We start from the raw sequence: 22,451 nt of genomic DNA on the forward strand, positions 1-22,451 counted from the left end.
GCGCCGTTCAGATAGGCAGGTACCTGACTATTTCTCCGGCAGCGCGTGCCGGTTCATTGGGGTCGCGGACCAATAATGCGTTTGCATGGGCCAAAACACTAAGCAGCGAACTGTCCTGATCATCGCAAGCCCGGATGCCGTTTTCGTCCAGAACCGCTCGCATGTAATGCTCGCGCGGGCCGTTTTCAGCAAGCGGTGCTGTCAGTGCAGCGTTGCGGAAGGAGGGTACAGCCTGTTCAATTCCCAACATGCGGTAGACCATGGGAACTAGGAACAAATACCCACAAACCATTGCGCTGACAGGATTCCCCGGAAGCCCAACCATCGGTATGTCCCCCAGCCGGCCAGCCATCAGAGGTTTTCCGGGCCGCATTCGGATTTTATAAAAGGACCTTTCCATGCCCAAACCGGTTGAGGCCTCGGAGACCAGGTCGTAATCCCCAACCGATGCCCCACCAATGGTGACGACAAGGTCAGCCCCCTGTGCGAGGTCAAAAGCGGCCTCCAGCGAAGAAATTGTATCGCGCGCAATGGGCAGGATTCTAACATCCGCCCCAGCTTTTTCGAGCAACGCCTTGAGGCCAAACGTATTTGAGGCGATGATCTGATCCGGTCCGGGAACCTCACCCGGCATCACCAGCTCATCTCCGGTCGAAATCAGGGCAACCGACGGTTTGCGAGCTACGGGAACCGCAGCGGCATTCATGGCGGCCATTAGCGCAAGGTCTTCGGGCCGCAAAAGTCGAGGCGACGTGATCCTGGTGCCAGCTTTAAAGTCCACGCCAGACGGGCGGATGTTATCCTTGGGGCCGGGATCGTCGGTGATCGTAAGAAGATCTTCACGGCGTTCCGTATCTTCTTGAATTACAACGAAATCAGCGCCTTCTGGAACCGGGGCACCGGTGAAGATACGCACGGCCTGTCCGGCACCGACCTGGCCTTCGTATCGGCGTCCGGCAGCGGATTCCCCCACGATCTTGAACATCGCGTGCGGTTCCACTTCGGACGATTTGACCGCATATCCATCCATGGATGAGGCTGCAAAGGGCGGCTGATCTCGCGTCGCGGCGATATCTTGCGCCAACACACGTCCAGCGGCCTGCGCCAGCGGAACCGTTTCGATGGGCTGTTGTTCCACCAGATCGAAAAGCAGTGCACGCGCGTCTTCAACCGTAATCATGACGCCTCATAACGTCCTGATTTACCGCCATCTTTCAAGATGACTCGAATGCCGCCAATCTCCATCGCCTTGTCCACGGCTTTGGTCATGTCGTACACCGTCAGGGCGGCGGTAGAAACCGCTGTAAGCGCCTCCATCTCCACTCCGGTTTGCCCGGATGTTTTTACGGTGGCCTCAATTTGAACTCCGGGTAGATCGGGATCTAACGTCAGTTCAACGGCCACCTTCGTCACAGGCAAGGGATGGCACAAAGGAATTAGGTCTGGCGTTTTCTTCGCCCCCATAATCCCCGCCAATCGAGCGACACCAAGCACATCCCCTTTTTTTGCACGACCTTCGGAAATTAAATCAAAGGTTTCCTGCCCCATCTTGATGTTTCCTGCGGCAACGGCAACGCGGTCGGTTACAGCCTTGTCCGAAACGTCAACCATATGGGCCTGACCCTGGGCATCAAAATGCGTCAAAGGCATCACATCACTCCGGGTATCAGTGGGTTCGCCAAAAGGGTGCGCGTGGCAAGCGCAACGTCGTCCTGCCGCATCAGGCTTTCACCAATCAGGAAACTGCGCGCGCCATAGCGGGCGATATCCGCCAAGTCGCCAGGGGTGCTGAGGCCGCTTTCACATACGATCGTCCGATCCGCCGGTACCAGCTTGGACAGGCGTCTTGTCGTATCAAGAGTGGTCTCGAACGTCTTGAGATTGCGGTTGTTTATTCCAATCAGCGGGCTTTTCAATTTGGTTGCGCGTTCCAACTCGGCTTCATCGTGAACTTCGATCAACACGTCCATGTCCCAATCGAAAGCTGTCTGCTCAAGCTCAGCGGCTTGGTCGTCCTCGACCGAGGCCATGATGATCAGGATACAGTCTGCGCCCAATGCGCGGGCTTCGACGACCTGATACGGATCATACATGAAGTCTTTGCGCAGCGCGGGTAACCCACAAGCCTCGCGCGCTTGGGTCAGGTATTCTTTGGCACCCTGAAAGCTGGGTGCGTCTGTTAGAACGGAAAGGCAAGCTGCACCGCCTTCCTCATAAGCTTGCGCAAGTAGAGGAGGATTAAAATCGGCACGGATCAAGCCCTTGGACGGGCTGGCTTTCTTGACTTCTGCAATAAGCCCATAGCCCTGACGTGCAGCGGTTTGGAGTGCTTTCGCAAAACCGCGAACTTCCGGGGCAGACCTGGCCTCACTCTCTAATGTTTCCAGTGGCTTGTGCGTCTTATCTGATGCAACTTCTTCAAGCTTGTAAGCCTTGATCTTGTCCAGTACCGTCTCGGTCATGCGGCCTCCTGAGTGATGCGGGCCAGTACCGCGATTTTTTCTTTGGCGCGCCCGCTGTCGATGCTTTCGGCAGCCTTGGCCACACCTTCCTTCAAGTCGCCAGCCGCATCCGCCACAACCAGCGCCGCGGCGGCGTTCAGCAAGACCGCGTCACGATAGGCTGACGGCGCACCGTCCAGTAGAGCGCGGAAGGCGATGGCGTTTTCTTCGGGGGTGCCGCCGATGATTTCCTCGAAAGGATGAACCGGCAGTCCGGCATCTTCGGGATGAAGCTCAACTTCTTTGATTACGCCGTCTTCGACTGAGGCAACCCAGCTCACGCCAGTAATGGTCAGTTCATCGGTTCCGTCAGAGCCATGGACCAACCAGGCGTGCTCTGATCCCAACAAACCCAGGGTTTCGGCCATAGGGCGGATCAATTCGCGGCTGAACGCACCGGTCAGTTGCCGTTTGACCCCTGCAGGATTGGTCAGCGGCCCGAGAATGTTGAAGATCGTCCGTGTTCCCAGCTCTTGGCGGGTGGGCATGACATGCGCAATGGCGGGGTGATGCATCGGGGCCATCATAAAACCGATGCCGACCTCTTCCATTGCCCTTTCAACGGTTTGTGGGCCGACCATCACGTTGATTCCCAGTTGTCCAAGCGCATCAGCCGCACCAGACTTTGAACTGAGATTGCGGTTGCCGTGCTTGGCGACCGTGACACCGGCACCTGCGACGACAAACGCAGTCGCGGTTGATATGTTCAGCGTCCCTTTGCCGTCACCTCCGGTGCCAACGATATCCATCGCGCCCGCCGGGGCTTTGACGGCATTGCATTTTGCGCGCATCACTGCTGCGGCTGCCGCGTATTCCTCAACGGTTTCACCCCGTGTGCGCATGGCCATTAGCAGCCCACCGATCTGGCTGGGGGTGGCTGCACCGTCAAATAGGATGCCAAAGGCTTGTTCTGCTTCGGCACGGGACAAGGGCCGGTCGGCCGCGGCACCGATCAGCGGTTTAAGGGCGTCGCTCATGCAGGGACTTTCATTTCAGTCAGGAAATTCTTGAGCATGGCATGACCGTGCTCGGAAGCGATGGATTCGGGGTGGAACTGAACCCCGTGGATAGGCAGTTCTTTGTGTTGTAGACCCATGATGGTGCCATCTTCCAATTCGGCGGTGACCTCTAGGCAATCGGGCAATGTATTCCGGTCTACGATCAGGGAATGATACCGCGTTGCTTCAAAGGGTGAGGGGAGTGCCGCGAACAGGCCTTTGCCCGTGTGGTGCATTGTGCCCATCTTGCCATGTACGATTTCGTGACAGCGAACGACGTTTCCCCCAAACGCTTGCCCGATCGTTTGATGCCCCAGGCAAACCCCTAACAGCGGCGTTCCGGTTTCAGCCGCCGCTTCGGTTAGGGCCAGGCATATTCCGGCCTGATCGGGATCACACGGTCCGGGGCTAAGAAGGATACCGGCCGGGTTCATGGCCATCGCTTCCTGCACGTCCAGTGCGTCGTTTCGGCGAATGACCATTTCAGCGCCAAGCTCGCCTAAATAATGGACGAGGTTGTAGGTGAAGGAGTCATAGTTGTCGATGAGCAGCAGCATTTGGGCACTTGTCTCGGATTGGGCATTTCGGGCTGGCGATGCAGCCCCGAGCCGCGATATAATGTTTGCACATACATGCTCAGGCTTGCGGGGCAGCGTCAAGAGGACATCCCATTCTTGACGAACCGGCAGGTGAGTGCTGCGCAAGATGGCACACTGGCGGTCGAAGCAGGAATTAGACGAGAGGCAATTGTTATGGGCGGATTTGTGGGTGGAATGATCGCAGGCGCGGTCGTTGTGTTACTGCTTGGTGCAGTTTTGTCCCTGAATACACCTTTGACCAGAAAACCCATTGTCGCCGAGGACGCTCCGGAACCGGCGCCGGTGGAATCGGTTTCAAGCGACTCGGAAGTGGAAGAAAGCGTTTCCGATGCCGGGCTTGTCAAAGTTCCACCAAAAGAAGCTGAACCAGCTGAGGAACAGGCCGATACCTTGGCAGGTTTGGATGAGGCGGAAACCGCCACTGACACGCAGCCTCAGGTCAAGGATACGGCGACTCAGGTTGAACAGGCGGCGCAACCGTCCGAAGCACAGGATGTGACCGTGTCGACCGAAGCTCCAATTGCGCCGCAAGCACCTGCACCGTTGCCTGATACTCCGCTGGAAGAAACGGGTCCGGAGGTGGCTGAACAATCCCCTGAACCGCCTGCGCCTGTGGTTGAAGAGGCCGAAGTGGAAGAAATTCCTCAGGATCAAAGCGATGAAGTTGCAGATGCCGAAACGTTGGATCAGGACGAAACCCTTCCGCAGGATAATCCGATCGCGGTTGAAGGTGAGGAAGAGGTCGCGCCGCCTGAACTGCCGCGAATTGCGTCGGTTCCCCAGATCGGAGGAGAGCAGACCGATGTAAGCTCGATTTCGGTCGGCAAGCGGATTGTACCCTTGACCGAACGCGATGACGCGCCAATCGCTGAATCGGCTGACGGAACTGCCGTGGTCGCGGGAAAACCGATCGAAGCGTATTCGGCTGAGTTTGAAAATCCCGATGCGAAACCCTTGATGTCCATCATTCTGATCGACGACGAAGGCGCGTTCGGTGCCGAGGCGCTGCAGGATTTTCCGTACCCAATCAGTTTTGCCATTAGTCCTGCTGATCCGGACGCTGCCGAAAAGATGGCCAAGCACCGTGCAGCAGGGTTTGAGGTATTGGCCATGGCAGATTTGCCCAAAGCGGCGAGCGCACAGGATGCGGAAGTTTCTTTGTCTGTCTGGCTGGATATGCTGCCCGAAACCGTCGGTATTCTAGAAGGGGTTGAGACCGGGATTCAGGGCAACAGAAAACTCGCAGATCAGGTGGCCGCGATTGCTGGTGGCACGGGGCGTGGGTTGATTACGCAGGATAATGGTCTGAACACGGTGCAGAAACTGGCTGCGCGAAACGGTATTCCGTCGGGTGTGATCTTTCGTGACATAGATGGTGCCCGGCAGGACCCGAAAATCATGCGTCGTTTTCTGGATCAAGCCGCGTTTCGTGCCGGTCAGGAAGGAACCGTCGTCATGCTTGGCAGGTTGCGCCCCGACACGATCTCAGCCTTGCTGTTGTGGGGGCTGGAAGATCGTGGTGGCCGGGTCGCCATGGCACCAATCTCAGCAGTCATGATGCAAGAAGTTCAATAATACTGCTACGAGGCCAATTCTCGATTGGCCTCTGGCTTAGCTGTTCCCGCTGCCCGTAAATCGCGCGGCATCTGCTGCTGCGCGCCTGATCGCGTTCGACTTGTGGACGGTCTCCATGAATTCAGCCTCGGGGTCGCTGTCGTAGACAACACCGCCGCCTGCCTGAATATAAAGTTTATGGTCCTTCACGATCGCCGTTCTCAGCGCGATGCACATATCCATGTCACCGCCCGCGCTGAAATACCCCACGCCGCCGCCGTAAATCCCGCGCTTTTCAGGCTCTAGCTCGTCGATGATTTCCATCGCCCGCACTTTGGGCGCGCCCGAGACCGTACCAGCCGGCATTCCGGCAAAAAACGCGTCCAATGCGTCTTTGTCATCGGCCAGTTCACCGACAACGTTGGAGACGATGTGCATGACGTGACTGTAGCGTTCGATGATGAATTCTTCTGTCGGACGCACCGTGCCGATTTTTGCGACCCGACCGGTATCGTTACGGCCCAGATCCAGAAGCATCAGGTGTTCGGCAAGCTCTTTCTTGTCGGCCAGCAGATCTACTTCGTTGGCCTTGTCCTCTTCGGGGGTCGCGCCACGCGGACGGGTTCCGGCGATCGGGCGGATTGTAACCTCATCCCCGAACACCCTAACCAGAATCTCGGGGCTGGCACCAACAACCTGAAAACCGCCGAAGTTGAAATAGAACATGAAGGGCGACGGGTTTGTGCGTCGCAAGGACCGGTAAAGCGCAAAGGGCGGCTGCGGGAAATCCTGAGTCCAGCGTTGCGCGGGAACGACCTGAAAGATATCGCCTGCGCGGATATATTCCTTGGCCTTCTCAACAGCTTCCATGTAGCCAGATTTGGTAAAGTTGGATACCGGCGCTGCGACCTCGGACGCATCCCCCAAATCGCGTGTTTCGGCAGGCATGGCGCGTTCAAGATCGCGCACCGCATCCATCACGCGCTCTGCCGCCTGAGCGTAGGCTGCTTTTGCGGATTGCACTTCGCTGACCCATGCTGGCGACACGACGGTTACCTCGCCCTTTACGCCATCAAGCACAGCAACGACCGAAGGGCGCAGCATGACCGCATCCGGCAGGCCAAGCGGGTCCGGGTTCACATCGGGCAGATATTCGACCAGACGAACCATGTCATAGCCCAGATAACCAAACAATCCGGCAGCGGCCTGCGGCAGGTCTTCGGGCAGCGCGATCCGGCTTTCCGCCAGCAGCGCCCGCAAGTTGTCCATTGGGTTGCCGTCTTGCGCGGTAAACGCTTCGGGATCAAACCGCGCCGAGCGGTTCAGGGCCGAGGTTTCACCTTGGCATCGCCAGATCAGGTCAGGTTTCATACCGATGATCGAGTACCGTCCACGGACTTCGCCGCCAGTCACCGATTCCAGCATAAATGCATCTTTTTGCGCGCCGGTCAGCTTCAGCATCAGCGATACCGGAGTGTCCAGATCAGCGGCAAGACGCGTGTAAACGACCTGATTTTCACCCGCCTCGTAAGCGCGCGCGAAACTGTCGAATTCTGGGGTAAGGGCCATCTTTGGTCTCTTTAATAGCTCGCTTGCACGGCGTTCAGGGCACGTTGATCCACGACGGGGCGCGCGCGCACCTGTGCATCGCGGACGTACACGTCGAAAATGTTCTGTGCCAGAGCTTGATTCAACTGGGCGGCCAATGCCTCTTGCGCCTGACGCAGCTCGTCAGTCTCATCTGGCGGCAACAACTCATCCAGACGCACGATCAGGGCGGTTCCCGCGCCGGGAACTACACGCAGTTCGCCCGGCTCCATCTCAAATACCTGCGTCATGAAGTCGGCTGGCACGTCATCAAGGAAGGCCGTGCGGGTAAGGGCATTTTCCACCCGGAACGGCAGGCCCGTGGCGGTAAAGTCGCCGTCTTCCTTCAGTTGTTCCAGAACCACGTTTGCCTGTTCTTCAAGGGCTTTGCCGGTTTCGGCCAGGGTCCACGCCGTGGCCACGCGTTCGCGGGCTGTGTCCAGAGGTTCAGGTCGGCGGGGCAGCACTTCGTTCAGGCGCATCGCAAAGATCGAGCCATCTTCCAGAAAAGCAACCTCGGGGAAGTCATCTTCTTGAACAGCTTCGGCGGCGGAACGGAAACCTTCATAGGCGGCAACACCGTCTTCGCTCTGGCGTGTCCAGTCGATCTGGCCCAACTCCATCTCGGTTTCCGCAACCAGTTCTTCCAATGTGGCACCACCAGCCAGCAAGTCATTGATGTCCTCGGATTGCGCCTCGATCTGACGGCGGGCGCGATCCGCTGCCAGTTCTTCTCGCAGGATCGGGGCGGCGTCTTCAAACGAGGTGTTGTTTTCAGCAAGCGATCCGTTGATCCGGAACAAGGCAGGGCCGAAAACCGACGGCAAAGGTCCGACGACGGTATCCAGTTCTGCCGCGAAAACAGCGTCGGCGGCACCTTCCAGATCCTCACGGGTCACGTCGCCAAGGTCGACGTCGCTAAGTTCAAGCTCGCGGTCGCGAACAAGTTGCTCGAAAGACGTGCCACCGACCTCAAGCTGCGCCATTGCGTCTTTTGCTTCTTCCTCGGACGGGAAGGGAAGGCGTTCGACCAAGCGGCGTTCGGGTTGCAAAAACTCAGCCGAGCGCTGGTCATACAGGCGGCGAACCGAATCCTCGTCAACCTCGACGCTGTCCAACAGCATGTCAGGTGACAGGATTGCATAGGTTAGCTGCTTGGTGCGGGGCAGGGTGAACTGGTCGGAATTCTCATCATAGTACGCCTGCACCTGCGCGTCCGTCGGGTCAGCAACCGGCGTCGCCAGGGCATCAGGTGCCAGCGTAGCAACGGTAAAGCTGCGCCGTGCGCCGATGAAATCCGTCAGGACATCGGTCAGGGTCTGCGGCATCTCAACACCACCCATGATTGCGCCCTGCACGATGGTACGGGCCGATTCCTTGCGCAGGTCGGTCTCGAACTCAGTGTCGGTCATGCCGACCTGTTCAAGCTGGAACTGATAGGCCTCGCGGTCGAACGTGCCGTTGACGCCCTGAAAGGCGGGGATCGCCAGAATTTCCTTCTGCAGGTTCTCGTCGCCGATCGAAATGCCCAGCAAGCCAACTTCGTTATCAATCGCGGCCAATGCGGTCAGGCGGGAAAGGGCAAGCTGATCCAATCCGATCTCAAGCGCCTGAGACATTTGCAGCGGTTGACCGGTCTGATTTTCGACGGCACGGATTTCTCGCTGAAGCTCACGCACATACTCGTTGACCGAGATATCCTCGTCGCCCACCTGCGCCACTGTCCGAACTGTTCCGGTCAGGCTGGTTGCTCCGAACCCGGCCAGACCCAGCATCAGAAGGCCCATCAATATCCAGACAAAGGTCTTCGAAAGGTTTTTCATGCCTGCGGCCATTTTGCCCTCTTTGTGCTTTTTGGCAGGTTACTGCCCCGTCGGTTGCGGCCCTGAATACGACGCGCACCGCCGGGGGGCAAGCTCAGAAGGAAAGGGCCTGTAGCCGATCGAACAATTGACCCAGCCCGGCGCGATCCAGATTGGCGAATGCGATGCGTACTTGGCGTTTTCCTGCCGGGTCGCCCGTGGGCATGAACATGGTGCCGGGCAGCAGCAGCACACCGGCGTCTGGCACCAGACGACGGGCCAGCTCGTCAGACGGAATGTCGAACGGATGCTCAAAATATGCGAAATAAGCCCCAAGCCCAAGCAGACGCCATCCCTTGTCCGTTAATACAGGCAGCAGTTCCTGAATGGCAGCGCGCCGGTCCAGAATTTCTTGTCTTTCATCCGCAAGCCATTCCGGAAGGTTCTTCATTCCCCAAAGTGCTGCGAACTGGCCGATCTGACCAGGGCAGATCGCAACGGTATCCAGAAACTTTTCAATCTCAGCCAAAAGCGCGACATCGGTGGCGATTGCACCAACACGGTGGCCAGTCAGCCGGTAGGCTTTTGAGAACGAATAGAGATGCACCAGAGTTTTTTCCCACTCCGGCTGCTGAAACAAATCGTGCGGCGGCCCGCTGCGGCTGTCAAAGTCACGATAGGTCTCGTCCACGATCAACCGGATACCAGCGTCACGACATAGCTGGTAGAAGGCCAACACCAGATCGGCAGGGTATTCAACGCCGCCCGGATTGTTGGGGGTAACCAACGCAATTGCCCGGGTTTTATCGGTCAGCAGCGCTCGGGCCGCATCAGGATCGGGCAGAAGGTCGTCGCCGGTCGGTAGGTCAACCGCACGCACCCCAGCCATATCCAGCCACATTTTGTGGTTGAAGTACCAAGGTGTTGGCAGGATCACCTCATCGTTTTGATCCGTGATCGCTGATATCACCGCCGAGAATGCCTGATTACACCCTGAGGTTATTGCGACCTGATCCGAGTGAACCTTTGCATCGTAATGTGCGCTGATTTGGGCTGCCAGTTCATCGCGCAGGTTCGTATTGCCCAGCACCGGCCCATAAAGGTGGGCCGCATCTTCGGAAATCGCGAACTCTGCCATGGCCTGTCGCAGAGCCAATGGCGGTGGATCAACCGGGGCTGCCTGACTGACGTTGATAAGCGGGCGATCTTCCGGGAAGTCCACACCGTCCAGCCAACGCCGCGCCTCCATCACCGGTGGCGCGAAGGTTGAGGCAGTGCGTGTCCGGGGCATGTGTATTCTCTGACCGTTGGAAAACTGAGTGTTATGGCCGTCGGCGTCAGTCGGTTCCGCGATAGGGCTCGACATATTGCAGGGCCATGTCCCAGGGGAAGAAAATCCAGGTGTCCTGGCTGACTTCGGTGATGAAGGTGTCCACCATTGGCCGACCCTTGGGTTTGGCATAGACGGTCGCAAAATGGGCGTTGGGATACATCGCGCGTACCAGCTCCAGCGTTTTTCCGCTGTCAACAAGATCGTCGATGATCAGAACGCCGGTTCCGTCGCCCATCAAATCCGCGTCCGGAGCCTTGAGCACTTCGGCCTCGCCCTGTTCCTGATGGTGATAGGACCGCACGCTGATGGTATCGACGGTTCGAATGTCGAGCTCACGGCTGACAATCATCGCAGGGGCCATGCCACCACGCGTGATGGCAACCACAGCGCGCCATGCGCCGTCGTCGGGGCCTTGCCCATCCAGTCGCCACGCCAACGCTCGGGAATCGCGATGGATCTGATCCCAACTGATGTGAAAGCCTTTTTCGTGGGGCAGACGGTCCTTGGCGCTCATGCTGTTAACCCTTCTCAACGTCTGGCGCGTCGACAGCCTTCATGCCGACGATATGGTATCCCGAATCCACGTGCAGGTTTTCGCCGGTCACGCCGCTGCTGAGGTCTGACAACAGGTACAGGGCCGACTTGCCCACATCGTCGATTGTCACGTTGCGGCGCAGGGGCGAGTTATATTCGTTCCACTTCATAATATAGCGGAAATCGCCGATGCCGCTGGCGGCCAGTGTCTTGATGGGGCCGGCCGAGATCGTGTTGACCCGAATGCCGTCTTTTCCAAGGTCTTCGGCCAGGTACTTCACAGAAGCTTCCAACGCAGCCTTTGCGACGCCCATGACATTGTAATGCGGCATAACCTGTTCGGCACCATAATATGTGAGGGTGACGGCACTGCCGCCTTCAGACATCATCTTTTCGGCACGCTGCATGACGGCGGTGAAGGAATATACCGAAACATCCATCGTCAGCTTGAAATTTGCGCGCGATGTATCGACATAACGACCGCGCAGTTCGTTTTTGTCCGAGAACCCAATGGCGTGAACGACAAAGTCCAGCTTGCCCCATTTTTCCGACAGCGCTGTGAAAAGCGCGTCGATCGACTCTTCATCGCTAACGTCACAGGGCAGTACGATTTCGCTGCCGAGTTGCGCCGCCAAAGGGTCGACGCGTTTCTTCAGCGCGTCCCCCTGATAGGAAAAAGCCAGCTCTGCTCCGGCTTCTGACAATGCACGGGCAATTCCCCAAGCGATTGATTTATCATTGGCCAGTCCCATGATGAGGCCGCGCTTTCCGGCCATCAACTGATTTGACATGTTCGGTTCTCCGCCTGTCTTCGCGTCATGTTGAGATGGTTTATGCCATTGGATGCGCGGCATCAAGGCCGCGCGCTCTTGCCCGAGGCGGGTTCTCGCCCTAGGGTGGAAGGCAAGAGTTTCCAGGGGATGGAAATGAACGAACGAGACGGCATTTTCGCCGGCACCGATCCGTTTGTTATCGCGGCGCGGTGGTTGGACGAGGCCAGGGATAGTGAACCGAACGATCCGAACGCGATTGCCTTGGCAACCGTGGATGATTCTGGTTTGCCGAACGTGCGCATGGTTCTGTTGAAAGAGATCGAACAGAACGCTTTTGTTTTCTACACAAACTATGAAAGCACCAAAGCTGCTGAGCTCGACAGTGCTGGCAAAGCCGCATTTGTGATGCATTGGAAATCTTTGCGGCGTCAAATCCGAGTTCGTGGTACAATAACACGCGAGAGTGGGTCGCAGGCAGACGAATACTATGCGTCCCGTTCTTTAAAAAGCCGTTTGGGGGCCTGGGCATCGAAGCAGTCGCAGCCTCTGAGTAGTCGCGCGGCTTTGATGGCCGAGGTCGCCAAGGTAACGGCGAAACTAGGGCCGAATCCGCCGCGCCCTCCGTTCTGGGGTGGTTACAGGCTGGAGCCGGTCGAGATCGAGTTTTGGGCGGACGGAGCGTTTCGACTGCACGATCGGTTTCGATGGCAACGCGATCATTCGGGCTCGCCCTGGCAAATTCAAAGGCTGAATCCATGACGTTCGCGTATCGTGAAATGCAAGACTCGGAGAATAAAGGATTTTTTCGGCTTGAAATTGCGGGCCATTCCCATACACATCGAACTCTTAACGAAGTGCTAAAACTCGCGATGGAAACACTGTGCCAGAAGACCTGAACAGCATGTACCGCGTCCGTGGACACGTAAAATGGTTCGATCCCGCCAAGGGGTACGGATTCGTTGTGTCCGATGAAGGCGGTCCTGATATTCTGTTGCATGTAAATGTTTTGCGTAATTTCGGCCAAAGCTCGGTAGCTGACGGCGCGGGAATCGAGATTATGACGCATCGCACCGATCGCGGTGTTCAAGCGGTTGAAGTGATCAGCGTCGACCCGCCGGTGCGTACCGACTCGATGATGCTTGCCGATTTTGCCGAGCTCGATCCAGTGGTGATCGCGCAAGCTCCGTTGGAAGCTGCGCGCGTGAAGTGGTTCGATAAGGGCAAAGGCTTTGGCTTTGCGAATGTCTTTGGGCGCGACGAAGATGTATTCCTCCATATTGAGGTTCTGCGTCGATCCGGATTGGCTGATCTTCAGCCCGGAGAGGCGTTGGCGATGCGCGTGATCGACGGCAAGCGCGGGCGTATGGCGGCCCAGGTACTGGCCTGGGAAGCGGCCTTGGACGAATAAGTCGGACAATGCTTAGGTTTCTCACGGTTCTTGCTTTTATCTCTCTGCTATGGACCGAAGATGCGCTGGCCGCGTGCCGTGCGGATCGCGTTAACCTGAAGAATGACAAGATGCAGGCGGGTTTTGATGTCGAGCTCGCCATCACGCCGCAAGAGCGATCCCGCGGGTTGATGTTCCGAGAATCACTGCCGGCCCGATCGGGAATGCTTTTTGTTTTCGATCCTCCACAACCTGTTGTGTTTTGGATGAAGAACACACTGATTCCCCTCGATATCATTTTCATCGACCGGGCAGGTGTAATCACACATATTCATCAGGGCGCAGTACCCGGCGATTTGACGCCGATTGAAGGCGGTGATTCCGTGTTTGCGGTGCTGGAAATCAATGCCGGGCTGTCTGCGCGGTATTCGATTACGCTTGGAACCGAGGTGCAGCACGAAATTTTTGCACAAGGTCCCGCAATTTGGCCCTGTTAGGGCTTTTCAAATCAGAAAGGCATCGTTAGGAAGGCGCACGGTCCGGGGCGTGGCGCAGTCTGGTAGCGCACCTGTTTTGGGTACAGGGGGTCGTAGGTTCGAATCCTGCCGCCCCGACCACTTCTTCTTATATCGCTGGTGATCCACCCATAGCCTGATAAAGCGCTGTCAGCGCCTTATCCAGCGTTTCGCTTTCCACAGGGACCTGAACGGCAGGCCCTGTTCGTTGCGGTACGTCAAAGTATAAATCGGCATCCACTCGGTACCCGGTTGAGTTCTTGGTCGACGTCAGTCTCATAACGCTTGTGGGAAGATCCTGCGGGTATCCGTCGTAATTGAGAATCAGGTAAGCCGTCGTATCCGGGGGCAGCAACTCGGAGCATTCAAAAACCCGATTCCCAAGCTGTTGAAACTGTTCGCCGGGTCCGGCACATCCAATTTCAAAGGTTTTAAACAAGCGCTCTGGATAGTTTTCGAATTGCGCACTGCGCGATGGAAGGGGCACATCTTGTGGTGCACAGGCCACGATCAGGCCAATCAGAGGAACCAACCCAACCCATCTCATCAGACTACTTGCCCAATTTTTGGCCCGTCGAAATTTCCGACCGAATTTTTCTTCATGACCATCCTTGCACCGATTCTTTTTTGACACGGCAATCATAGCGCGGGTTTATCAAATGCCGATAACCATACGAGGCAACACAGTTAATTGGTTCTCCCAAACATGTGTTCATCAGCCCAGAGCGGTGGATGAAGCTGTGGAGGAATCGGCCACCAAAGTTCGAGTGCGTTAGAATGCGAACCGGTCAACAGTAAAGATTCCAAAAATGACCGAAAAATGACGTTGACGATCTATGGCTGAATGCGTCAACTTGTATGGGCCGAAGGTGGTGCCACTAAATCTGGTAGTAAATCCAGAGATGGTACAGGGCGAGGGTCGGAAAGCACAGCTATACTAACGTGCAACCGTTTGGACGGGTTGCGCTGTCATAGGCAGCGAACGGTCTTTTGCGCCCAATTTTCTGGCGCGGTCGAAGGTCTACAGTTTCGGACCTGAAACCAAAGAATAAGTTGATTGAATCTAGGGCGGCGGACATGAAGATTGACAGAAAATTCACTACATCGGGGCAGGATGCTTATGCGGACCTGGACTTTGTGTCTGCAACGTCCGAGATTCGGAACCCGGATGGCACGATAGTATTCCGTCTGGATAACATTGAAGTTCCGGCGAGCTGGAGCCAGGTCGCAAGCGATGTCATTGCGCAGAAGTATTTTCGCAAAGCCGGTGTTCCGTCCAAGCTGAAAAAGGTCAAAGAGAAAGACGTTCCCGAATTTCTGTGGCGCTCTGTCCCGGCGGATGGTGCCGAGTTCGACGGTGAGACGTCGTCCAAGCAGGTCTTTGACCGCTTGGCAGGTGCATGGGCGTATTGGGGCTGGAAAGGCGGCTATTTCTCAACCGAGGAGGACGCGCGCGCCTATTTCGACGAGATGCGCTATATGCTGGCCACTCAGCGCGCCGCGCCGAACTCGCCGCAGTGGTTTAACACCGGTCTGCACTGGGCCTATGGCATCGACGGTCCTGCGCAGGGTCACCACTATGTCGACTATAAAACCGGCAAGCTGACAAAATCGAAATCTGCTTACGAGCATCCGCAGCCGCACGCATGCTTCATCCAGTCGGTAGATGATGATCTGGTCAACGAAGGCGGCATCATGGATCTGTGGGTGCGCGAGGCGCGCCTGTTCAAATATGGCTCGGGCACCGGGACCAACTTCAGCCATCTGCGTGCAGAGGGCGAAGCGCTGTCGGGTGGCGGCAAGTCTTCGGGCCTTATGGGCTTTCTCAAGATCGGCGACCGCGCCGCTGGCGCGATCAAATCAGGCGGGACAACCCGTCGAGCAGCAAAGATGGTAATCGTCGATGCAGATCACCCGGACATCGAGCAATTCATCGAATGGAAGGTGATCGAAGAGCAGAAGGTGGCCTCGATCGTTGCCGGATCGAAGATGCACGAGAAGATGCTGAACGGCATTTTCGAGGCCATCCGCTCATGGGACGGCGCCGCCGATGACGCTTATGATCCGAACAAGAATGACAGCCTGAAGACCGCTGTGCGCGAGGCGAAAAAGGTCGCGATCCCTGAGACTTACATCAAGCGCGTGCTGGATTATGCGCGGCAGGGCCACGACAGCATCGAATTCCCCACCTATGATACGGACTGGGATTCGGAAGCCTATAGCTCGGTCTCGGGCCAGAATTCGAACAACTCGATCCGTGTGACCAACGCGTTCCTGACCGCAGTTGAGAAAGACGCCGATTGGGAGCTGATCAACCGCACCGACGGCAAGGTCGCCAAGACCGTCAAAGCGCGGGACCTGTGGGAAAAGGTCGGCCATGCGGCATGGGCCTGCGCCGATCCGGGCATTCAGTTCCACGACACCGTCAATGAGTGGCACACATGCCCCGAAGATGGTGAGATTCGCGGCTCGAACCCGTGTTCCGAGTATATGTTCCTGGACGATACAGCGTGTAACCTCGCGTCGATGAACCTGCTGACCTTCCTGAAGGATGGTGAGTTCCAGGCGGCCGACTACATGCACGCCTCGCGTCTGTGGACCCTGACGCTGGAAATTTCGGTGACGATGGCGCAATTCCCGTCGAAAGAAATCGCGCAGCTTTCTTATGACTTCCGCACGTTGGGCCTGGGCTATGCCAATATCGGCGGTCTGCTGATGAACATGGGCTACAGCTATGACTCGGATGAGGGTCGGGCGATCTGTGGTGCACTGACAGCGATCATGACCGGCGTGGCCTATGCGACCTCGGCCGAGATTGCGGGTGAACTGGGGCCGTTCAAGGGATACGAGCGGAACGCGGACCACATGCTGCGTGTTATTCGTAACCACCGCCGCGCGTCGCAAGGCGTCACGACGGGTTATGAAAAGCTGGCCGTGAAGCCGGTGCCTCTGGATCACGGCAACTGCCCCGATAAGCGCTTGGTCGATCTGGCAATGTCGACTTGGGATGATGCCCTGAGCTTGGGCGAAAAGAACGGCTATCGCAACGCGCAGGCCACCGTGATCGCGCCGACCGGTACCATCGGGCTGGTGATGGATTGCGACACTACGGGGATTGAGCCGGACTTTGCGCTGGTAAAATTCAAAAAGCTGGCCGGAGGCGGTTACTTCAAGATCATCAACCGCTCGGTGCCGTCGGCGCTGGAAAAGCTGGGCTATTCCTCGGCGCAAATTGAAGAGATCGTGGGTTATGCGGTAGGCCATGGCACCATCGGCAACGCGCCGGGGATCAACCATACGTCGCTGACTGGTCACGGCTTTGGTCCGAACGAGCTGACGAAGGTGGACGCCGCGCTGGAAAGTGCCTTTGACATCCGGTTTGTCTTCAACCAGTGGACGCTGGGCGAGGATTTCTGCACCGGTGTTCTGGGCATCCCGGCGACCAAGCTGAATGACCCGACCTTTGACCTGCTGCGTCACCTTGGGTTCACCAAAGCCGATATCGACGCAGCCAACGACCATGTCTGCGGGACCATGACGCTGGAAGGTGCTCCGCACCTTAAGGAAGAGCATTATGCGATCTTCGACTGCGCCAACCCGTGCGGCAAGAAAGGCAAGCGTTTCCTTGGGGTTGATAGCCACATCACCATGATGGCAGCGGCTCAAAGCTTTATCTCGGGCGCGATCTCAAAAACGATCAACATGCCGAACGACGCGACCATCGAGGACTGCCAGCAGGCGTATGAACTGTCGTGGTCGCTGGGTGTGAAAGCGAACGCGCTCTATCGTGACGGATCGAAACTGTCGCAGCCCTTGGCCGCGGCGCTGGTTGAGGATGACGACGAAGCGGCTGAGGTTCTTGAAAGCGGCTCAATGCAGGAAAAGGCGACCGTGCTGGCCGAAAAGGTCATCGAAAAGGTGGTCGTCAAGGAAGTCATCCGCAGTCATCGCGAAAAACTGCCGCATCGCCGCAAGGGTTACACTCAGAAGGCGATCGTAGGTGGGCATAAAGTTTACCTGCGCACCGGTGAGTTCGAAGACGGACAGTTGGGTGAAATCTTCATCGACATGCACAAGGAAGGTGCTGGTTTCCGGGCGATGATGAACAACTTTGCCATTGCTGTTTCGGTTGGCCTGCAATACGGTGTGCCGCTGGAAGAGTTCGTAGATGCCTTTACCTTCACCAAGTTCGAACCGGCGGGGATGGTGCAGGGCAACGACTCGATCAAGAACGCGACGTCGATCCTTGATTACATCTTCCGCGAACTGGCCGTCAGCTATCTGGATCGCACCGATCTGGCCCATGTGAAGCCTGAAGGTGCAACTTTCGACGATCTGGGCCGCGGTGAGGAGGAAGGCGTCTCGAATGTCTCCGAAGTCACTGATACTGCGGCGTCCAAGTCACTGGAAGTGCTGAAACAAATTAGCTCTACCGGGTATCTACGCAAGCGGTTGCCGCAGGATCTGGCGGTGTTCAACCCGCAGGCGGATCTGTCCGGTATGGCCGAAACTGCTGCGACGTTTGAGGCCCCGGTCGCGGAAACCGCCGTCGCAACCGGAATGGACGCCCGCACCAAAGCCAAGATGCAAGGCTATGAGGGCGATCCTTGTGGCGAGTGCGGAAATTACACGCTGGTGCGTAACGGCACCTGCATGAAATGCAACACCTGCGGGGCAACAAGCGGGTGTAGCTAAGGCAAACACCCCGGCAACGGGGTGTAGGGACCGCGATCTTCCCCCCGGATATCCGGTCCCGACGAATACGGAGCAAGGCACTGAGACTTACCCAAGCTGCCATGCTCCACTCGGTCGACATGCCCGTGTCGACCGGGAACAGGGTGGGGCGGAATATTGCTCTTTCCCACTCTTTCACGGGACGGGTGCGCTCGTCCCATGCGCAGTCCAGGCCGCAGGCAAAAAAACACCGGGCGGTCAACGATATGAGCCTGGATGGCGAAACTTAAAGGGGGCTTCGGCCCCCTTTTTTTCTTGGGCTACGTCGGAAGGTGAATGTTGAACCGGGCGCGAATCTGGGCATCCAGCAGTGGATCAAACTTTGCCGGTGACGGCATGGACAGGATTTCCTCTTTCCGCGCGGTCGCCTTTTCGATCAGGTCCGGCCTGCCCAGTTCGACCCATTCTTTAGGTGACGTCCTGTCTCCGAAGGTCGGATAGACATAGTCCGCCTGCATACGGCTGAGTGTTGCGTCGGTTCCCAGATAGTGACCGGGTCCGCCCATGCAAACCTCGGCAATCTGATCCAAGGCCAGCGTTTCTTCGTTCACTTCAATTCCGCGGATACAACGCTGAGCTTGCCCGATAAGATCGTCCCCTAAGATCAGGCTTTCAAAGCAAAATCCCAATAGCGAAGCGTGCATTCCGGCTGCCTCGTAAACCATATTAACCCCAGACAGCCCCGCCAAGACATTCGAGCACATCTGCTCCCATCCTGCTTGCATGTCCGGCAGTTTCGAATCCGATGCCCCGGCTGCGGCCCCGCCGGGCAGGTCGTAGAACTGGTGCATCTGGGCGCAGCCTGCGGTCAAAAGGGCCTGTTCACCCGAGCCGATGGACATGGCCCCGGTGCGCAGGTCCAAACCAAACGGCCAAGTGCCAAAAACGGCTGGTGCCCCAGGACTTACGGCGTTTACGTAAACCAATCCTGCAAGGCACTCTGCCGTGGCTTGCGTGATGGCACCCGCGATGGTCGAAGGTGCGGTCGCTCCGGCCATTCCTGCGGAAAGAAGGAGAACGGGCATGCCTGCCTTGATGCATTCTTCCATCACTTCGCAGCTTTCGGTGGCGAATTTCATCGGCGGCACCACAAAGCAATTCGAGTTTGAGACGAATGGACGTTCACGCCACTTGTCCTCACCACCTGCAATCATGTGGAGCATTTCCACGGCCGGGGCGACATGACCGGGTTCGGTGAAAGATGTACCGATATGTTTGAAAGTTCCCGAACAGCTTGCGTAGATTGTGTTCAGGTCCATTTCCTGATTATCGAAAATATCACGACACACCATAGGGCGTTGAACAAAATGGATATTATCCAGTTGCTGACAAATCCGGGCTGCGTCGTGCAGGTCCTGTACGGTCGAGTCGCGATATCCGCGCCCGTGCACATCCACCATGCTGACAGCGGCCCCGGCTGTGCCGTAGTGAACGCGGGTGCCCGAGAGTTCAAGATCGGTACTTCCGTCACGACTGCACAGGGTAACTGATCGGTTGGCATTGGCGATCGTGTCTTCGACCAACGCCCGGGGAAACCGTATGCGGCCATCATCGCCCAATGTGCACCCGGCACCGACCAGATAGTCGATCCCGCTTTGCGGGGCGTCTGCCAAACCTATCGTTTCAAGCGCAGTCAGCGCTGCGTCGTGGATTTGTTCAACCTGAGTTTGGGTCAACGGCTTGTAGGTTCCGCCCTCAAGCCCCGGGCGTATGGGGCGCAAATGATCTGGAAGGGCAGAGGCGCGGGCGGCACGGCGCGCGGCGCGTCCGCCGCTGCGCGAAGTATTACGGGATTGATCGTTCATGTTGAGATTCCGCTAGGTGGCACGTGAGGGGGGTGAATGTGGTTACACCCCCGTCGGGCGCCCTCGGGCCGCGCGTCCACGATCCGCTCCTATTGTGCGGCTTATCAGACGGATCTTCCAAACGTCGCTTTGCATGCAGGTCCTCACCTTATGCCTATCAGTCTTTCAATACAGGTCGCGACATTCTGTCCTGTTTGCGACTTTGGGGTTCAAAAACGAAATGGATGCTTGGGTGCGGATCAAAGAAGCGAAAGAGATTATTAATTTGTACCGAAACGCGGGAAATCTGTTATACTTCTGTCACTTATTTAAGAGCGGTTCGTGATCTCAATTGATTGTTAACGATTGCGACCCAGTTTTATGCGAAAGTGAACTAAATTCTCGAATTCCTTATTGGAAGGTTTTTGGTGAAAGTTGTGATACCCCGTTCGGCCCTTATCGCCACTCTGATCATAGCGTGCGCTGCCCCGGCAGTTGCCGAGGATTGGAGCGGGGCCTATGCCGGTTTCAGCTTTGGGTATGCCGACGCAGATGGGCCCAACGGTTCAAGCGGCAGCGACCTGACTTTTGGTCCTCATGTCGGGTACGATCATGATTTCGGGAACTTCGTGCTTGGGGGTGAGCTGGAATATAACCGCTTGTCTCTGAATCTAGGGCAGGGTGAGGGTAGCCTGGACAGCATGACACGTCTGAAATTGCGGGGTGGATACGATTTTGGATCCGCGCTGGGGTATGTCGTGGTTGGAGCCGCGCGCGTGGATTCGACGGTCGATAATGACACCGCCGCTGTCTACGGCATTGGCGTCGCTTATCCGATCGGTGAGAACTTTGTCATCAGTGGCGAGGCGCTGCGCCAGAATTTCGACGATGTCACCCGCTCCGAAGGCGGCCTTGATTCCAACGTGTTCAACCTGCGGACGACGTTTCGGTTCTGAACACCGCTACTCGGCTGCGCGGCGGTCGGACAGTTCACTTGCAAAGTTACAAATTGTCTGAAGCGCCGAAGCAAAGCGTTCATCGTCAATTGTCATAGCCACGCGAATGTGCCCCGCAGCAGTATCACCGAAACTTTCACCCGGCATGACCGCGATCGCGTGCGTATCCAGCAAGGCATTGGCAAAACCTTCGCCGCTTTGACCGGTGGCGCGGATATCCAGCATCAGGTACATGGCACCTTGCGCCGGAACCAGACCAACCGTGTTTTGCGCCGCAAGAATTTCAACCGCCTTGGCGCGTCGCCTGCGAAATGGCGCGGCGATTTCCTCTTCCATTGCCACGCCAGCCGTCAACGCGAAACTGGCTGCATCCTGTATGAAACCGGGAACGCCATAAGTGGTATGCGTTGCCAAATTGATCAGATGTGAGATGACGTCCTCGGGGCCGACTATCCAGCCACAGCGGGACCCCGTCATCGCATGTGACTTGGACATCGATCCAACAACCAATGTCCGTTCGACCATGTCAGGCAAGCTCCGCGGAGAGATATGGTCGCCCTCCCAAACCTGAGTGTCGTAGACCTCGTCCGAAATCAGCCACAGATCACGCCTGCGGCAAACCTCGGCGATTTCCTCAAGTGTCTGCCGGGAATATGTCACCCCGGTAGGGTTATTGGGTGTATTGATCAGCAATGAGACCGCACCTTCGGCCGCTTCGTCGATCCGCTCGGCGCGGGGTTGAAAGGCATCTTCTGCGGTGGTTTGCACCGGTCGGGCAATTGCGCCCGCGCCACGGATCGTACCGGGATACGTGGCGTAGTATGGATCGAGAAACAATCCGACGTCACCCGGATTGCAGACCGCAACATGGGCGGCAAACAGTGCGGCTTGACCCCCTGGCGTGATCAGGACATTGCGGCGCGTGGTGGTTACGCCTGTGCGGGCCTGAACACGGGCCGCGACGGTGTCACGCAACAAATCTGTGCCGGGGACCATTGCATAACCGGTGTGACCTTGCCGGGCAGACAGGTCCATTGCCTGCAGGATTGAAGGGTCGGTGCGAATGTCATGTTCGCCAATAGTCAGCTCAGTAATGGCGTGGCCCTCACTGATCATCCGGCGCGCACGATAGAACACATCCCAGCCATCGTTGCCGCCCGGGGTTAGATGAGTGATACGCTGCGACAGCTTCATGGCACGCTCCTGCGGTGGTCTTTTGGGCTGAAAGGGCCAGAGGACGTTTCAATTGTCAATCGAATACCCGCCGGATCGTGGGGACTTGGCGAGAGGGATGCTGCGTGATAATCAGGGTGTCATGAACCGGATGACCTGCATCATTATTTGCTGCATTTCCTGCTGATTATTCAAGCGGGCCGGTTTCTTTCGTTTTCATC

The 22,451-nt window shown here is 57.1% G+C and carries 19 protein-coding genes and 1 tRNA gene; 7 read left to right on the forward strand and 13 right to left on the reverse strand.

Going from position 1 to position 22,451, the window contains the following annotated elements; translation table 11 throughout:
* Positions 1-7 precede the first annotated feature (7 nt).
* The 5 genes from glp to RUESEDTHA_RS11945 are packed head-to-tail and all read right to left on the reverse strand — an operon-like array spanning position 8 to position 4,056.
* Complete coding sequence (glp, locus tag RUESEDTHA_RS11925; protein WP_180887076.1) at positions 8-1,180, reverse strand: gephyrin-like molybdotransferase Glp; 1,173 nt, start codon at positions 1,178-1,180, stop codon at positions 8-10.
* Positions 1,177-1,650, reverse strand: coding sequence for a cyclic pyranopterin monophosphate synthase MoaC (gene moaC, locus RUESEDTHA_RS11930; RefSeq protein ID WP_180887077.1), 474 nt, complete (start codon positions 1,648-1,650; stop codon positions 1,177-1,179). The genes glp and moaC overlap by 4 nt, the downstream gene beginning before the upstream one ends.
* Positions 1,650-2,462 carry an indole-3-glycerol phosphate synthase TrpC gene (trpC, locus tag RUESEDTHA_RS11935; protein WP_180887078.1) on the reverse strand — a complete coding sequence of 271 codons (813 nt, stop codon included), beginning with the start codon at positions 2,460-2,462 and terminating at the stop codon, positions 1,650-1,652. Before trpC ends, moaC begins: the two co-directional genes overlap by 1 nt.
* A complete protein-coding gene (gene trpD / locus RUESEDTHA_RS11940) occupies positions 2,459-3,478 on the reverse strand; it encodes an anthranilate phosphoribosyltransferase (protein WP_180887079.1) in 1,020 nt (339 codons plus the stop codon). Before trpD ends, trpC begins: the two co-directional genes overlap by 4 nt.
* The gene (locus RUESEDTHA_RS11945) at positions 3,475-4,056 is read right to left on the reverse strand and encodes an aminodeoxychorismate/anthranilate synthase component II (protein WP_180887080.1); all 582 of its coding nucleotides are present in this window, start codon (positions 4,054-4,056) and stop codon (positions 3,475-3,477) included. The genes trpD and RUESEDTHA_RS11945 overlap by 4 nt, the downstream gene beginning before the upstream one ends.
* A gap of 132 nt (positions 4,057-4,188) precedes the next feature.
* On the opposite strand from RUESEDTHA_RS11945, the gene RUESEDTHA_RS11950 reads away from it, so the two are divergent.
* Positions 4,189-5,673, forward strand: coding sequence for a divergent polysaccharide deacetylase family protein (locus RUESEDTHA_RS11950; protein ID WP_255431705.1), 1,485 nt, complete (start codon positions 4,189-4,191; stop codon positions 5,671-5,673).
* A gap of 36 nt (positions 5,674-5,709) precedes the next feature.
* Here the strand turns inward: RUESEDTHA_RS11950 and trpE are convergent, their stop codons facing one another.
* From trpE to fabI, 5 genes are all read right to left on the reverse strand, one after another.
* Complete coding sequence (gene trpE, locus RUESEDTHA_RS11955) at positions 5,710-7,221, reverse strand: anthranilate synthase component I (protein ID WP_180887081.1); 1,512 nt, start codon at positions 7,219-7,221, stop codon at positions 5,710-5,712.
* A gap of 11 nt (positions 7,222-7,232) precedes the next feature.
* Complete coding sequence (locus RUESEDTHA_RS11960) at positions 7,233-9,074, reverse strand: peptidyl-prolyl cis-trans isomerase (RefSeq protein WP_180887082.1); 1,842 nt, start codon at positions 9,072-9,074, stop codon at positions 7,233-7,235.
* Between the two features lie 82 nt (positions 9,075-9,156).
* Entirely contained in the window at positions 9,157-10,332 is a 1,176-nt protein-coding gene (locus RUESEDTHA_RS11965; protein ID WP_180887083.1) for an aminotransferase, read from the reverse strand.
* A gap of 46 nt (positions 10,333-10,378) precedes the next feature.
* Positions 10,379-10,888: a xanthine phosphoribosyltransferase gene (gene gpt, locus RUESEDTHA_RS11970; RefSeq protein ID WP_170413262.1), complete on the reverse strand. Its 510-nt coding sequence runs from the start codon at positions 10,886-10,888 to the stop codon at positions 10,379-10,381.
* A 4-nt stretch (positions 10,889-10,892) separates the two neighbouring features.
* Positions 10,893-11,699 (reverse strand): enoyl-ACP reductase FabI, encoded by an 807-nt coding sequence (fabI, locus tag RUESEDTHA_RS11975; RefSeq protein ID WP_180887084.1) that lies wholly within the window; start codon positions 11,697-11,699, stop codon positions 10,893-10,895.
* A 135-nt stretch (positions 11,700-11,834) separates the two neighbouring features.
* Here fabI and pdxH point away from each other — a divergent pair, with 135 nt between their 5' ends.
* The 4 genes from pdxH to RUESEDTHA_RS11995 all read left to right on the forward strand — a co-directional run bounded on the left by pdxH (position 11,835) and on the right by RUESEDTHA_RS11995 (position 13,685).
* Positions 11,835-12,440: a pyridoxamine 5'-phosphate oxidase gene (gene pdxH / locus RUESEDTHA_RS11980; protein ID WP_180887085.1), complete on the forward strand. Its 606-nt coding sequence runs from the start codon at positions 11,835-11,837 to the stop codon at positions 12,438-12,440.
* 121 nt (positions 12,441-12,561) lie between these two features.
* Positions 12,562-13,089, forward strand: coding sequence for a cold-shock protein (locus RUESEDTHA_RS11985; protein WP_180887086.1), 528 nt, complete (start codon positions 12,562-12,564; stop codon positions 13,087-13,089).
* 110 nt (positions 13,090-13,199) lie between these two features.
* Positions 13,200-13,565: a DUF192 domain-containing protein gene (locus RUESEDTHA_RS11990; RefSeq protein WP_370456787.1), complete on the forward strand. Its 366-nt coding sequence runs from the start codon at positions 13,200-13,202 to the stop codon at positions 13,563-13,565.
* Positions 13,566-13,608: 43 nt separating this feature from the next.
* Positions 13,609-13,685 (forward strand) — tRNA-Pro (locus RUESEDTHA_RS11995).
* A gap of 7 nt (positions 13,686-13,692) precedes the next feature.
* On the opposite strand, the gene RUESEDTHA_RS12000 is transcribed toward RUESEDTHA_RS11995, so the two are convergent.
* Positions 13,693-14,130, reverse strand: a complete 438-nt coding sequence (locus RUESEDTHA_RS12000) for a hypothetical protein (RefSeq protein WP_180887088.1) — start codon at positions 14,128-14,130, stop codon at positions 13,693-13,695.
* A gap of 530 nt (positions 14,131-14,660) precedes the next feature.
* Between RUESEDTHA_RS12000 and RUESEDTHA_RS12005 the strand changes: the two genes are divergently transcribed.
* A complete protein-coding gene (locus tag RUESEDTHA_RS12005; RefSeq protein ID WP_180887089.1) occupies positions 14,661-18,278 on the forward strand; it encodes a vitamin B12-dependent ribonucleotide reductase in 3,618 nt (1,205 codons plus the stop codon).
* Positions 18,279-18,577: 299 nt separating this feature from the next.
* Here RUESEDTHA_RS12005 and RUESEDTHA_RS12010 read toward each other — a convergent pair whose 3' ends face one another.
* On the reverse strand, positions 18,578-20,122 hold the full coding sequence (locus tag RUESEDTHA_RS12010; RefSeq protein WP_180887090.1) for a trimethylamine methyltransferase family protein: 1,545 nt from the start codon (positions 20,120-20,122) through the stop codon (positions 18,578-18,580).
* A gap of 407 nt (positions 20,123-20,529) precedes the next feature.
* Between RUESEDTHA_RS12010 and RUESEDTHA_RS12015 the strand changes: the two genes are divergently transcribed.
* Positions 20,530-21,057 (forward strand): outer membrane protein, encoded by a 528-nt coding sequence (locus RUESEDTHA_RS12015; RefSeq protein WP_180887091.1) that lies wholly within the window; start codon positions 20,530-20,532, stop codon positions 21,055-21,057.
* Between the two features lie 6 nt (positions 21,058-21,063).
* On the opposite strand, the gene RUESEDTHA_RS12020 is transcribed toward RUESEDTHA_RS12015, so the two are convergent.
* Positions 21,064-22,251, reverse strand: coding sequence for a pyridoxal phosphate-dependent aminotransferase (locus RUESEDTHA_RS12020; protein ID WP_180887092.1), 1,188 nt, complete (start codon positions 22,249-22,251; stop codon positions 21,064-21,066).
* Positions 22,252-22,451: the final 200 nt, after the last annotated feature.

The organism is Ruegeria sp. THAF57 (assembly GCF_903914075.1).
Classification (GTDB): domain Bacteria; phylum Pseudomonadota; class Alphaproteobacteria; order Rhodobacterales; family Rhodobacteraceae; genus Ruegeria.

What these genes read in the sequence shown, in the direction of transcription:
- moaC (WP_180887077.1), bottom strand. Translation starts at nt 1,650, where the DNA reads ATGCCTTTGACGCATTTTGATGCCCAGGGTCAGGCCCATATGGTTGAC.
- RUESEDTHA_RS12005 (WP_180887089.1), top strand. Translation starts at nt 14,661, where the DNA reads ATGAAGATTGACAGAAAATTCACTACATCGGGGCAGGATGCTTATGCG.
- gpt (WP_170413262.1), bottom strand. Translation starts at nt 10,888, where the DNA reads ATGAGCGCCAAGGACCGTCTGCCCCACGAAAAAGGCTTTCACATCAGT.
- RUESEDTHA_RS11945 (WP_180887080.1), bottom strand. Translation starts at nt 4,056, where the DNA reads ATGCTGCTGCTCATCGACAACTATGACTCCTTCACCTACAACCTCGTC.
- glp (WP_180887076.1), bottom strand. Translation starts at nt 1,180, where the DNA reads ATGATTACGGTTGAAGACGCGCGTGCACTGCTTTTCGATCTGGTGGAA.
- trpD (WP_180887079.1), bottom strand. Translation starts at nt 3,478, where the DNA reads ATGAGCGACGCCCTTAAACCGCTGATCGGTGCCGCGGCCGACCGGCCC.
- RUESEDTHA_RS11960 (WP_180887082.1), bottom strand. Translation starts at nt 9,074, where the DNA reads ATGGCCGCAGGCATGAAAAACCTTTCGAAGACCTTTGTCTGGATATTG.
- RUESEDTHA_RS11965 (WP_180887083.1), bottom strand. Translation starts at nt 10,332, where the DNA reads ATGCCCCGGACACGCACTGCCTCAACCTTCGCGCCACCGGTGATGGAG.
- fabI (WP_180887084.1), bottom strand. Translation starts at nt 11,699, where the DNA reads ATGTCAAATCAGTTGATGGCCGGAAAGCGCGGCCTCATCATGGGACTG.
- RUESEDTHA_RS12010 (WP_180887090.1), bottom strand. Translation starts at nt 20,122, where the DNA reads ATGAACGATCAATCCCGTAATACTTCGCGCAGCGGCGGACGCGCCGCG.
- trpC (WP_180887078.1), bottom strand. Translation starts at nt 2,462, where the DNA reads ATGACCGAGACGGTACTGGACAAGATCAAGGCTTACAAGCTTGAAGAA.
- RUESEDTHA_RS12000 (WP_180887088.1), bottom strand. Translation starts at nt 14,130, where the DNA reads ATGAGATGGGTTGGGTTGGTTCCTCTGATTGGCCTGATCGTGGCCTGT.
- pdxH (WP_180887085.1), top strand. Translation starts at nt 11,835, where the DNA reads ATGAACGAACGAGACGGCATTTTCGCCGGCACCGATCCGTTTGTTATC.
- trpE (WP_180887081.1), bottom strand. Translation starts at nt 7,221, where the DNA reads ATGGCCCTTACCCCAGAATTCGACAGTTTCGCGCGCGCTTACGAGGCG.
- RUESEDTHA_RS11990 (WP_370456787.1), top strand. Translation starts at nt 13,200, where the DNA reads ATGCAGGCGGGTTTTGATGTCGAGCTCGCCATCACGCCGCAAGAGCGA.
- RUESEDTHA_RS12020 (WP_180887092.1), bottom strand. Translation starts at nt 22,251, where the DNA reads ATGAAGCTGTCGCAGCGTATCACTCATCTAACCCCGGGCGGCAACGAT.